The following is a 12,141-nucleotide window of genomic DNA, read 5'->3' as shown; positions in this document are numbered from 1 at the left end:
ACAGCCCGCGAAAAATCCTGCGGGTCTCAAAAGACCCCGGCGTCCAGCGGCGGCAAGCCGTGCCGTACCCGCGCCACGCCGCAGGCATGGCTGCCGGCCTCGAACTCGCGGCAGGGGGAGGGACGCCACTCGTAGATGCCGCAGGCGACCTGCCGGCCGACCTGGCCGGTCAAGGCCGCGCAGCGCAGGGGCACATGGTCGGTGCCGCGCATGCGGCAGGTGTTGCCGTTGACCTCCACCGCCAGCCCGGCGGGCACGGCGCCGCCCATCTCGTCCAGCTCGTAGACCGCGAAATCGACCCGGAAGCTCGCGCAGCAGGCGCCGCAGGCCAGGCAGGGATCCGGCTCAGCCATTCGTCACGGCGGCGGTTTGAAGCGCGGCCACCCTCAAGCCATGCGGCCGAGCAGCAGGAACTCCATCAACGCCTTCTGCACGTGCATGCGGTTCTCGGCCTCGTCCCACACCACGGACTGCGGGCCGTCGATCACCTCGGCCTCGACCTCCTCGCCGCGGTGGGCCGGCAGGCAGTGCATGAACAGCGCTCCGGGCTTGGCGGCGCGCATCATCTCGGCATCCACGCACCAGTCGGCAAAGGCCTTCTTGCGCGCCTCGTTCTCGGCCTCGTAGCCCATGCTGGTCCACACGTCGGTGGTCACCAGGTCGGCGCCGCGGCAGGCCTCCATCGGGTCCTTGAACACCTGGTAGCTGTCGCTGCTGCGCACGCCGGCCACCGACTGGTCGACCTCGTAGCCGCTGGGCGTGCTCAGGTGCACGGTAAAGCCCAGCAGCTCGGCCGCCTGCAGCCAGGTGTTGGCCATGTTGTTGCCGTCGCCCACCCAGGCCACCACCTTGCCCTGCAGGAATGCCGGGTCCGGCATTCCTTCCGAATCCTGGCCGCGGTGCTCGAGCAAGGTGAAGATGTCGGCCAGGATCTGGCAGGGGTGGAACTCGTTGGTCAGGCCGTTGATGACGGGCACGCGCGAATGCGCGGCGAAACGCTCGATCTTGTCCTGGCCGAAGGTGCGGATCATCACCAGGTCGACCATGCGGCTGATCACGCGGGCCGTGTCCTCGATCGGCTCGGCGCGTCCCAGCTGGGTGTCGCCGGTGGTCAGGTGCACCACGCTGCCGCCCAGCTGGTACATGCCCGCCTCGAAGCTCACGCGGGTGCGCGTGGAGGCCTTCTCGAAGATCATGGCCAGGGTGCGGTCGGCCAGCGGGTGGTACTTCTCGTAGGCCTTGAACTTGGCCTTGATGAGGGCGGCGCGCCGGAACAGCCAGGCGTAGTCGTCGGCCGTGAGGTCGCTGAACTGCAGGTAGTGCCGGATCGCCATGCTCACTCCCGCAGGAAGGCGGTCACCAGCGGCGCCAGCAGGGCCACGATCTCGTCGGCCTCGGCCTCGGTCAGGATCAGCGGCGGCACCAGGCGGATCACGCTGTCCGCCGTCACGCTGATCAACAGCCCGGCCTCGGCTGCGCGGTTGGTCAGCACGCCGCAGGGCCTGTCCAGCTCGATGCCGAGCATCAGGCCCTGGCCGCGGATCTCCCTGACGCTCTTGAGGCCGCCCAACTCGCGCACCAGCGCGCCCTTGAGGTGCGAGCCGACCCGCGCCGCGTTGTCCAGCAGGCCGTCCTCCTCCACGATGCGGATGGTCTCGACGCCCGCGCGCATGGCCAGCGGGTTGCCGCCGAAGGTGGTGCCGTGGTTGCCCGGCTGGAAGATGTTGGCCGCCCTGGGCCCGGCCACCACCGCGCCTATGGGCACGCCCGAGCCCAGGCCCTTGGCCAGCGGCATCACGTCCGGCTTGATGCCGGCCCACTGGTGGGCGAACCACTTGCCGGTGCGGCCCATGCCGCACTGCACCTCGTCGATCATGAGCAGCCAGTCGCGCTGGTCGCACAGCTGGCGCACCTGCTGCAGGTACTCGATGCGCATGGGGTTGATGCCGCCTTCGCCCTGGATGGTCTCGAAGAACACCGCCACCACGTTGGGGTTGCCCTCGGTGGCGCGCTTGAGCGACTCGACGTCGTTGAGCGGCACGCGGATGAAGCCCTCCAGCAGCGGCTCGAAGCCCTTCTGCACCTTGGGATTGCCGGTGGCCGACAGGGTGGCGATGCTGCGGCCGTGGAAGGCCTTCTCGTAGACCACGATCTCCGGCCGGGCGATGCCCTTGTCGTGGCCGAACTTGCGCGCCAGCTTGAGCGCCGCCTCGTTGGCCTCCAGGCCGGTGCTGCAGAAGAAGACGTTGCTCAGCCCGGACAGCTCCACCAGCTTGGCCGCCAGCTTCTCCTGGTTGGGCACGTGGTAGTAGTTGCTGCTGTGGATGATCCTGGCCACCTGGTCCTGCAGCGCAGGCACCAGCTTGGGGTGGTTGTGCCCCAGCGTGTTGACGGCGATGCCGGCCAGGGCATCCAGGTAGCGCTTGCCGTTGACGTCCCAGACGCGCACGCCCTGGCCATGCGACAGGGCGATGGGCACCCGGCCGTAGGTGTTCATGGTGTGGGGCGACGAAGCCTCGATCAGCGCCATGGCGGTCCTTTCGCAAATGAAAGCGGCCCAACGCGTGTTGAGCCGTTGAGGCCCGATTTTAGGCGCAGGGGTCGCCGCCGCGGCTTGCCGATTGCGCATCACAGCGATGCGCCGCAGCCACCCCGGCACGCGTCGGCAAGTCTTATATAAGATAGAATTCTTGTGCGTCGCACCAAGAGGCGACTCCTGGCGGCGGCGCGCTCCACACCCATCCCGATGGTTTCCAGCTCCGCCCAAGAAGTCTTCATCCAAGGCATCACCCGCGACGGCCGGACGTTCCGGCCGAGCGACTGGGCCGAGCGGCTGGCCGGGGTGATGAGCTCCTTCCGGCCCGGCGGCGCCCAGCCGGGCAGCCACCTGAGCTACTCGCCCTGGTGCGTGCCCACCGTCATCGGCGGCGTCAAGTGCGTGGTCGTCAACAGCCAGCTGCGCCAGCACGAGCCCATGGCCTGGGACTTCGTCATGAACTTCGCCAAGGACAACGACCTGCAGGTGGGCGAGGCCTGCCTGCTGCCGGAGCGGCCGGACCGGCCGGCGCCCTAAACTGCGGCCCTCGAGGAGGGTGGGCGCATGTACAGCGAGAGCGATATCGACAGCGCGGTGGCCGCGGGCGCCCTGGGGGCCGATGCGGCGGCCGCCTTGCGCAGCCACGTCGCGCGCCTGCGTGCCGCGCCGGCTGCCGACGAAGAGCAGTTCCGGCTGGTCACGGGGTTCAACGACGTCTTCGTGTCCATCGCCGTGGCCCTGATGCTGCTGTCCCTGTGGTGGCTGGTGGGGCGCTGGCCCGGCGCCCTGGCCGTGGCGGCGGCGGCCTGGGGTCTGGCCGAATACTTCACCCGGCGCCGCCGCATGGCCCTGCCATCCATCCTGCTGCACCTGGCCTTCATCCTGGCCGTGAGCTTCGCGGTCTTTGGCGCGCTGGCGCCCTGGTGGGACGATGACAAGGCGAACGGGTGGCGCGTGGGTGCCGCCGCCGCTGCGGCAGCGGCGGCCAGCGTGGCGCATTGGCGCCGATTCCAGGTGCCCATCACGGTGGCGGTGATGCTGGGCTCGGCGCTGGCCGCGGTCGTGACGTTCGCGCTCATTGCCGTGCCGGCATTGCGCGCCTACACGGGCTGGATGGCCTTCGCCGCAGGCGGCATCGCCTTTGCGGTGGCGATGGCCTGGGACATGTCGGATCCGCTTCGCAGGACGCGGCGGGCCGACGTGGCGTTCTGGCTGCACCTGCTGGCCTCCCCGCTGCTGGTGCATTCCATCTTCACGCTGACAGGCCTGACCGGCGGCAGCGGCGGCATCGGCCATGCATTGGCCGTGTTGGCCGGTTATGTGCTGCTGGTCGGGGTGGCCCTGGTGGTCGACCGGCGCGCCATGATGGTTTCGGCGCTGGCCTACGTCCTGATCGCGCTGAGCTCCCTGTTCCGCGAATTCGGCATCGTCCAGGCGTCCATGGGACTGACGGCATTGCTGATCAGCTCGGCATTGCTGCTGCTCTCCGCGGCCTGGGCGCAGGTGCGGGCCAGGCTGGTGAGTCGCCTGCCCGACGCCTGGCAGGCGCGGCTTCCGCCGGCCATCTGAGGCCAAAAGCAAAGAAGCCGTCTTGCGACGGCTTCTTTGCTTTTTCTTTGCTGGCAGCGCACCCGTTTCAAACGGCAGGCCCGCAAGCGAGCCCGGGCGGGTGCCTGAGGGGCGTCAGGCGGCGGCGGTGGCGGTAGCGGTCTGGCCCAGGGCCTTGACCTTGGCCGACAGGCGGCTCTTGTCGCGGGCGGCCTTGTTCTTGTGGAAGATCTGCTTGTCGGCCACGGTGTCGAGCACGCTCTGCGCCTTGGCGAACAGCTCGGTGGCCTTGGCCTTGTCGCCCGAGGCGACGGCCTTTTCCACGTTCTTCACCGCGGTGCGGTACTTGGAGCGCAGGGACGTGTTGGCCGCGTTGAGCTTGACGTCCTGGCGTGCGCGTTTACGGCCCGACGCGAGGCGCGGGTTCTTCTTCTTGGGTTTGGCTGATGCCATTGTGGGTTCCTTGGGTTGTCTGAGGATGATGCCAGCAAAGCCCTCCATTGTAGGCCAAGTGCCAGGATCCGGCCGGGGCCACGGCTACACTCGAGCCGGTGAGCCTTTTCAAAGCCGCTTCCACCGTCTCGCTCTTGACACTGGCTTCCCGCGTCACCGGCCTGGTACGCGACCTGCTGATGGCGGCCACCTTCGGCGCCAGCGCGCTGACCGACGCCTTCAACGTCGCCTTCCGCATCCCCAACCTGTTCCGCCGGCTGTTCGGCGAGGGCGCCTTCAGCCAGGCCTTCGTGCCGGCGCTGGCGCATGCCAGGGAAAGGGACGGCGAGGCCATGACCAAGCGGCTGATCGACAGCGTGGCCACCGTGCTGGCCTGGGCGCTGCTGGTCACCTGCGTCCTGGGCGTGGCCGGCGCGCCGCTGCTGGTCTGGGCCCTGGCCAGCGGCCTGCGGCAGGAGCCCGCCAGCTTCGAAGCGGCGGTGCTGATGACCCGCTGGATGTTCCCCTACATCGGCTTCATGTCGCTGGTGGCGCTGGCGGCGGGCATCCTCAACACCTGGAGGCGCTTCGCCCTGCCGGCGGCCACGCCGGTGCTGCTGAACCTGGCGATGATCGCGGCGGCCTGGCTGGGCGCGCCCTGGTTCCGCTCGCTGGGCATCGAGCCCATCTATGCCATGGCGGGCGGTGTCATGCTGGGGGGCGTGCTGCAGCTGGGGGTGCAGGTGCCGGCATTGCGGCGGCTGGGGCTGCTGCCGCGCATCGGGCTGGCGTGGTCCCGCCTGCGCGAGGCCTGGGGCGACCCCGGCGTGCGCCAGGTGCTGCGGATGATGGGGCCGGCCCTGCTGGGCGTCAGCGTGGCCCAGCTGTCATTGCTGATCAACACGCAGATCGCCTCCTACCTGGCGCCCGGCAGCGTCACTTGGCTTTTCTACGCCGACCGGCTGATGGAGTTCCCCACCGCGATGCTGGGCGTGGCGCTGGGCGTGGTGCTCATGCCCCAGCTGGCGGCGGCCAAGGCGGCGAACGACCCGCAGCGCTACTCGGCCATGCTGGACTGGGGCTTGCGGCTGGTGGTGCTGCTGGCGGTGCCCAGCTCGGTGGCGCTGCTGCTGTTCGCGCAGCCCCTGGTGGCCACGCTGTTCCACTATGGGCGCTTCACCGACCGCGACGTGACGCAGGTATCCGTCGCGCTGGCCGGCTACGGTGCGGGGCTGCTGGGCCTGGTGGCGATCAAGGTGCTGGCGCCGGGCTTCTACGCCAGCCGCGACATGCGCACGCCGGTGCGCATCGCGGTGGTCGTGCTGGTGCTGACGCAGCTGATGAACCTGGCCCTGGTGCCGCTGCTGCAGCACGCCGGGCTGGCGCTGTCCATCGGCCTGGGGGCGCTGGTCAATGCCCTGTGGCTGCTGCTCGGCCTGCGCCGCCGCGGCAGCTGGACCCCCAGCGCCGGCTGGGGCCGCTTCGGCCTGCAGGTGCTGGCGGCCACGGCCCTGCTGGCGGTGTTCCTGATGTGGGCGGCGGGGGCTTTCCCGTGGGTCCAGCTGCGTGCCGAGGGCTACAAACGGGTCGGCCTGCTGGCCTTGACCTTGCTGGGTTCTTTTGCTATCTATTTCGGAGCACTCTGGGCGGCCGGCGTGAAGCTGCGGCAGTTTGTCACGCGCTGACCCCTGGCCGCGGCGGGCTGCTTGACGGCCCTCAGGCCGTCCATTACAAAGACCTCATGCGGCTGAACCTCACGGCACCTACGCCCCTCGAGTACTTTGGCTCGCTGGTGCAAAGCGACGACCATTTCCCGCTGCTGGAGGCCGCTGCCAGCATCGCGCAGGACGAGTACCCCGACCTCGACGTCCAGCAGGTGCTTGGCGACGTCGACCAGTTGCTGGCCCGCCTGAAGCGCCGGCTGCCGGCCGACGCCGCGCCGCTGCAGCGGCTGCGCGCGCTCAACCAGTTCTTCTTCCGCGACCTCTCGTTCGGCGGCAACGTCAACGACTACTGCGATCCGGACAACAGCTACCTCAACGTGGTGCTGCGCACCCGCCGCGGCATCCAGATCTCGCTGGCCGTGCTGTGGGTCGAGCTGGCGCAGGGGCTGGGCCTGCACGCCCGCGGCGTGTGCTTCCCGGGCCATTTCATGGTGAAGGTCAACCTGCCCAAGGGCCAGGTGGTGATCGATCCCTTCACCGGCCAGTCGCTCTCGCGCGAGGAACTGGCAGAGCGGCTGGAGCCCTACAAGCGCCGCAGCGGGCTGACCGGCGAGTTCGAGGTGCCGCTGGGCCTGTACCTGCAGGCGGCGCCGGCGCGCGACATCATCGCCCGCATGCTGCGCAACCTCAAGGAGATCCACCGGGCGCAGGAGGACTGGCAGCGCCTGATCGCGGTGCAGGACCGGCTGCTGGTGCTGCTGCCCGAAGCCTGGGCCGAGTACCGCGACCGCGGGCTCGCGCATGCCGAGCAGGGCCACACCAAGCTGGCCGTGCTGGACCTGGAGACCTACCTGGTCCACGCCCAGGACTCGCTGGACATCGACGCCATCGCCGACCGCCTGGCCGATTTACGCCGGGCGCGCAGCTAGCGCCTGCGGCCCTTTCCCCCTCAGCGTTTCAGCCTCAGGAATTCCGGCAGGCGCAGGCCGTCGGTCAATGCGGCGGTCAGCGGCGGACGCTGGCTGGGCGTGCGGTCCAGCGCCGGCGGCCGGGCGGCGGCCATTCCGGCGGCCATCCGGGAGCCGGGCACCAGGGCGTTCTGGGCCGGCATCAGGCTGGACGGGCGCGAACCGGCCCTTTTCTGCGAGGGGTCGTTGGCCGCCTCGGGAACCAGCACCGGCTTGACCCAGTCCAGGATGGGTGTCCACTGGGCCAGGTCATGGGCCGCGTGGGCGGGCGGCAGGTCGAACAGCGTCAATCCGCGCTCCAGCACGCGCGCGTACAGCGGGGTGTCGCGCAGCACGCCCAGGAACGGCAGGCCCACGCCCTGGGCCCAGGCTTGCATGGCTTCGGTGCCGCGGGGGCTGATCCGCATGCCCACGCCGGCGACGCGGCAGCGGCCGCTGGCCACGCGCGGCAGGGTCATCAGCTCGGCATAGCAGCCGGCGGCCGATTCGCGGTCGAACATGGAGGGGCACACCGGCATGATGATCGCGTCGGCAAACAGCACCACGCGCGCCAGCTCGAAGCCGTGCAGGCCGCCGGGCGTGTCCAGCACCACGTGGGTGATGCCGGTGGGCACGCGCAGCACGTTCTTGTGGTCCATCGCCCAGGGCGCGATCGGCGGCAGGGTGGAGGGGCGGCGACGCAGCCAGGCGCGGCTGGACTGCTGGCGGTCCACGTCGCCCAGCATCACCGCATGGCCTTGCAGCGCGGACCACGCCGCCAGGTGCGCGGCCAGCGTGCTTTTGCCGCTGCCGCCCTTGCGGTTGACCACTGCGACCACGGGCATGGAAAGCCTCCTTCCGTCCTGAGCGGCCCAGTGTGTGGCAAAAGCCGGGGTACGTCCAGAACAGGCGCGCCGCAGGCGCTAGGAGTTTTGTAGCGCCGCAACGGTCGGCGCCCGCCTACGGCGGTCAGCGGACCTCGACCGCCTCGCCCGGGCCGCGCGGCGCGATGGCGCCGATCTCGTATACCGTCTCGCCCTGCGTGCGCAGCGTCTGCGCAACGGCTTCGGCCTGGGCCGGCTCCACCACCACGACCATGCCGATGCCGTTGTTGAAGGTGCGGTTCATCTCGCGGTGGGCGATGCCGGCGGTCTCCTGCAGCCAGGCGAACAGCTCGCTTTGCGGCCAGCTGCCGGCCTTCAGGTGCGCCGCCAGGCCCGCGGGCAGCACGCGCGGGATGTTCTCCAGCAGGCCGCCGCCGGTGATGTGGGCCAGCGCCTTGATGCCGGCGTGCTGCGCCAGCGCCGCCAGCACCGGCTTGACGTACAGGCGGGTGGGCGCCATCACCGCTTCGCGGAACGGCCGGCCGTCCAGCATGGCCGGCAGCTGCCCGGCGGCGCGCTCGATGCACTTGCGCACCAGCGAGAAACCGTTGGAATGCACGCCGCTGGACGCCAGGCCCAGCACCACGTCGCCGGCGCGCACGCCGGCGCCGCTGAGGATGCGCGACTTCTCCACCGCGCCCACGCAGAAGCCGGCCAGGTCGTACTCGCCGCGCGGGTACATGCCCGGCATCTCGGCGGTCTCGCCGCCGATCAGGGCGCAACCCGACAGCTCGCAGCCGCGGGCGATGCCCCCGACCACGGCGGCGGCCGTGTCCACGTCGAGCTTGCCGCAGGCGAAATAGTCCAGGAAGAACAGCGGCTCGGCGCCCTGCACCAGCACGTCGTTGACGCTCATGGCCACCAGGTCGATGCCCACGGTGTCGTGCATGTTCCACTCGAAGGCCAGCTTGAGCTTGGTGCCCACGCCGTCGGTGCCCGAGACCAGCACCGGCTCCCGGTAGCGCTTGGGCACCTCGAACAGCGCGCCGAAGCCGCCGATGCCGGCCAGCACGCCCTCGCGCATCGTCTTCCTGGCCAGCGGCTTGATGCGTTCGACCAGCGCGTCGCCGGCGTCGATGTCGACGCCGGCGTCCTTGTACGAGAGCGGGGCTTGTGTCATGGCGGCGGGGCCGGCGCGCCGGGAGGCGCCTTCCGGATGGCCCGATAGAATTTGCGGCGATTTTACTTGCCGCCCCGCATGAAGCAGATTGCGCTGGACATCGGCCTGGCCCGCGGCCCCACGCTGGCGAGCTTCTGCCCTGGCCCCAACGACGCCGCCCTGACCCACCTCAAGCTGTGGGCGGGCAGCCCCACGCGCTCGCCGGTGCCCACCTACCTGTGGGGCTCGGCCGGCAGCGGCAAGACCCACTTGCTCAAGGCCGTGGCCGAGGCGCTGCGCGAGCAGGGCGCGTCCGTCGGCTGGCTGGACGCCTCCCTGGCCGAGCCGCCCGAGTTCAGCGAGCGCTGGGCGGTGGTGCTGCTGGACGAGGTGCACCTGTACACCGCCGTGCAGCAGCACGCCGCCTTCAACTGGTTCGTCAATGCCCAGACGCTGCAGCGCGGCGTGCTGGCCGCCGGCGAGCTGCCGCCGGCCGACCTGAAGCTGCGCGAGGACCTGCGCACCCGCCTGGGCTGGGGCCACGTGTTCCATCTGCAGGTGCTGACCGAGCCGGAACGCCGCGCCGTGCTGCGCCAGGCCGCCGACGCCCGCGGCGTGTTCCTGTCCGACGAGGTGATGGACTTCATGCTGACCCGCTTCTCGCGCGACCTGGGCAGCCTGATGCAGCTGCTGGGCGAGCTCGACGGTTACGCGCTGCAGACCAAGCGCGCCATCACCATCCCCCTGATCCGCTCGATGCTGGAGAACCATTGACCGCCAAGACCAAGCTGGCCCTGTTCGACCTCGACCATACGCTGCTGCCCATCGATTCCGACCACGCCTGGGGCGAGTTCACCCAGGCCATAGGCTGGTGCGACCGGGCCGAGTTCAAGCGCCGCAACGACGAGTTCTTCGCGCAGTACCAGGCCGGCACCCTGGACATCCACGACTACGTGCGTTTCGCCACCGACGCCCTGCGCCGCCGCGGCGCGGCCGAGGCGATGGCGGCGCGCCAGGACTTCATGCGGCAGGTGATCGGGCCGGCCATCCGGCCCCAGGCCCGGGCGCTGGTGGACGCGCACCGCGCCGCGGGCGAGCAGGTGGTGATCGTCACCGCCACCAACGAGTTCATCACCCGGCCGATCGCCGATGCCTTCGGCGTCGACGAGCTGATCGCCGTGCGGCTGGAACGCGGCGCCGACGGCTGGATCACGGGGGAGATCGCGGGCATCCCCTCCATGCGCGCCGGCAAGGTGGCACGCATGGGCGAGTGGCTGGCCGCGCGCGGCCTGGCCTGGGGGCAGGTGGAAGCCACCTTCTACTCCGACTCCACCAACGACCTGCCGCTGCTCGAGCGGGTGCGGCACCCGGTGGCGACCAACCCGGACGCCCGGCTGCGGCAGATCGCCCGGGAGCGGGGCTGGCGCATACTCGACCTCTTCCAATGATCAAGAAATTCATCGACGCCCTGATAGGCGCCACCACCGGCGGCGGCAAGAAACCCAGGTTCGGCAAGCGCCAGGAAGTCGGCCCCCAGGAACACGGCATCGACGTCTCGCTGGTGGACGACCGGGCGGTGAACGTGGTGCACACGCTCCAGGAGGCCGGTTACCAGGCCTACATCGTGGGCGGCGCGGTGCGCGACCTGCTGCTGGGGCTGCGGCCCAAGGACTTCGACGTGGCCACCGACGCCACGCCCGAGCAGGTCAAGGGCCTGTTCCGCCGCGCCTTCATCATCGGCCGGCGCTTCCGCATCGTGCACGTGGTGTACGGCCGCGGCCGCGAGCACGAGGTGATCGAGGTCTCCACCTTCCGCGCCCACATGGACAACCAGGCCGCCGAGGCCGTGGCCGGCAACGAGAAGACCAGCCGCGGCGAGCTGGCCGGCATGAAGCACGCGGTGGACGCCAGCGGCCGCGTGCTGCGCGACAACGTGTGGGGGCCGCAGGAGGAGGACGCGACGCGGCGCGACTTCACCATCAACGCCATGTACTACGACCCGCAGACGCAGACGCTGGTCGACTACCACGGCGGCATCCAGGACGCCAGGAAGAAGACGCTGCGCATGATCGGCGACGCCGCCGCGCGCTACCGCGAGGACCCGGTGCGCATCATCCGCGCCGTGCGCTTCGCCGCCAAGCTGCACCCGCTGGGCTTCAAGCTCGAGGCCAAGACCCTGGCGGCGCTCGCGCCCAGCCTGCCGCTGCTGGCCGAGGTGCCGCAGAGCCGCCTGTTCGACGAGATGCTCAAGCTGCTGCAGACCGGCCATGCGCTGGCCACCATCGTGCAGCTCAAGGCGCTGGGGCTGGCGCGGGGCATCTACCCGCTGCTGGACTTGGTGGTCGAGCGCGCCGAGCAGCCGTTCGTGCGCTCGGCCCTGCAGGACACGGACCGCCGCGTGGCCGAGGGCAAGCCGGTGGCGCCCAGCTTCCTGCTGGCCTGCGTGCTGTGGTCCGACGTGCGCGACGGCTGGGCGCAGCGACTGGCGCGCAAGGAGCATCCGTTCCCGGCGCTGCAGGGCGCCATCGACGACGTCTTCGACGCCCGCATCGGCGACGTCTCCGGCCGCGGCAAGCTGGCGGCCGACATGCGCGAGATCTGGATGATGCAGCCGCGCTTCGACAAGCGCGTGGGCAGCACGCCCTACAGCCTGGTGGAGCAGCCGCGCTTCCGGGCCGGTTTCGACTTCATGCGCCTGCGCGCCGAGGTCGGCGAGGTGGACGTGGTGCTGGCCGACTGGTGGCAGGAGTTCAGCCAGGCCGGCGACGCGCTGCGCGAGGACCTGATGGCCCAGGTGCGGGAAGAGCAGCAGAAGGGCCAGCGCCGGGTGCGGGTGCCGCGCCCGGCGGTCGACCGGCCGCCGGTGGACGTGGCGGGCGCGGCGCAGGATGCCGGCTCCGCGCCGCCGGCCGAGGCGGCGGACGATGCCGGGCCGGCCGACGCGCCGCGCAAGCGCCGCCGGCGCCGCCGCAAGCCGTCGGGAGGTGCCGACGCTCCGGCGGGCGAGGCCGGCGGCGGCGAGGCCTGAAGC

The 12,141-nt window shown here is 70.6% G+C and carries 13 protein-coding genes; 7 read left to right on the top strand and 6 right to left on the bottom strand.

What is annotated here, in order from left to right; translation table 11 throughout:
• Positions 1-26 precede the first annotated feature (26 nt).
• From RTA_RS14290 to RTA_RS14280, 3 genes are read right to left on the bottom strand one after another with little or no spacing between them, the layout of a single operon-like run.
• The gene (locus tag RTA_RS14290) at positions 27-353 is read right to left on the bottom strand and encodes a YkgJ family cysteine cluster protein (RefSeq protein WP_013902124.1); all 327 of its coding nucleotides are present in this window, start codon (positions 351-353) and stop codon (positions 27-29) included.
• A 33-nt stretch (positions 354-386) separates the two neighbouring features.
• Positions 387-1,334 (bottom strand): ornithine carbamoyltransferase, encoded by a 948-nt coding sequence (gene argF / locus RTA_RS14285; protein ID WP_013902123.1) that lies wholly within the window; start codon positions 1,332-1,334, stop codon positions 387-389.
• Between the two features lie 2 nt (positions 1,335-1,336).
• A complete protein-coding gene (locus RTA_RS14280; RefSeq protein ID WP_013902122.1) occupies positions 1,337-2,530 on the bottom strand; it encodes an aspartate aminotransferase family protein in 1,194 nt (397 codons plus the stop codon).
• A 216-nt stretch (positions 2,531-2,746) separates the two neighbouring features.
• Between RTA_RS14280 and RTA_RS14275 the strand changes: the two genes are divergently transcribed.
• Entirely contained in the window at positions 2,747-3,073 is a 327-nt protein-coding gene (locus RTA_RS14275) for a DUF3579 domain-containing protein (protein ID WP_041675607.1), read from the top strand.
• 27 nt (positions 3,074-3,100) lie between these two features.
• Complete coding sequence (locus RTA_RS14270; protein ID WP_013902120.1) at positions 3,101-4,105, top strand: hypothetical protein; 1,005 nt, start codon at positions 3,101-3,103, stop codon at positions 4,103-4,105.
• 114 nt (positions 4,106-4,219) lie between these two features.
• Here RTA_RS14270 and rpsT read toward each other — a convergent pair whose 3' ends face one another.
• Positions 4,220-4,537, bottom strand: coding sequence for a 30S ribosomal protein S20 (gene rpsT / locus RTA_RS14265; RefSeq protein WP_013902119.1), 318 nt, complete (start codon positions 4,535-4,537; stop codon positions 4,220-4,222).
• 98 nt (positions 4,538-4,635) lie between these two features.
• Between rpsT and murJ the strand changes: the two genes are divergently transcribed.
• Together murJ and RTA_RS14255 are read left to right on the top strand one after the other, a co-directional pair.
• A complete protein-coding gene (murJ, locus tag RTA_RS14260; RefSeq protein ID WP_013902118.1) occupies positions 4,636-6,201 on the top strand; it encodes a murein biosynthesis integral membrane protein MurJ in 1,566 nt (521 codons plus the stop codon).
• Between the two features lie 56 nt (positions 6,202-6,257).
• On the top strand, positions 6,258-7,109 hold the full coding sequence (locus RTA_RS14255; RefSeq protein ID WP_013902117.1) for a SirB1 family protein: 852 nt from the start codon (positions 6,258-6,260) through the stop codon (positions 7,107-7,109).
• A gap of 20 nt (positions 7,110-7,129) precedes the next feature.
• On the opposite strand, the gene RTA_RS14250 is transcribed toward RTA_RS14255, so the two are convergent.
• Both RTA_RS14250 and purM read right to left on the bottom strand, forming a co-directional pair.
• Entirely contained in the window at positions 7,130-7,972 is an 843-nt protein-coding gene (locus tag RTA_RS14250) for a nucleotide-binding protein (RefSeq protein ID WP_013902116.1), read from the bottom strand.
• A gap of 124 nt (positions 7,973-8,096) precedes the next feature.
• A complete protein-coding gene (purM, locus tag RTA_RS14245) occupies positions 8,097-9,131 on the bottom strand; it encodes a phosphoribosylformylglycinamidine cyclo-ligase (protein ID WP_013902115.1) in 1,035 nt (344 codons plus the stop codon).
• A gap of 78 nt (positions 9,132-9,209) precedes the next feature.
• On the opposite strand from purM, the gene hda reads away from it, so the two are divergent.
• From hda to pcnB, 3 genes are read left to right on the top strand one after another with little or no spacing between them, the layout of a single operon-like run.
• Complete coding sequence (gene hda / locus RTA_RS14240) at positions 9,210-9,884, top strand: DnaA regulatory inactivator Hda (protein WP_041675606.1); 675 nt, start codon at positions 9,210-9,212, stop codon at positions 9,882-9,884.
• Positions 9,881-10,558, top strand: a complete 678-nt coding sequence (locus RTA_RS14235) for a histidinol-phosphatase (RefSeq protein WP_013902113.1) — start codon at positions 9,881-9,883, stop codon at positions 10,556-10,558. Before hda ends, RTA_RS14235 begins: the two co-directional genes overlap by 4 nt.
• On the top strand, positions 10,555-12,138 hold the full coding sequence (gene pcnB / locus RTA_RS14230; protein ID WP_013902112.1) for a polynucleotide adenylyltransferase PcnB: 1,584 nt from the start codon (positions 10,555-10,557) through the stop codon (positions 12,136-12,138). The genes RTA_RS14235 and pcnB overlap by 4 nt, the downstream gene beginning before the upstream one ends.
• Positions 12,139-12,141 lie beyond the last annotated feature (3 nt).

Origin of the sequence: Ramlibacter tataouinensis TTB310 (assembly GCF_000215705.1) — a bacterium.
Lineage (GTDB): Bacteria > Pseudomonadota > Gammaproteobacteria > Burkholderiales > Burkholderiaceae_C > Ramlibacter > Ramlibacter tataouinensis.
This window is presented reverse-complemented; position numbering and strand designations above follow the sequence as displayed.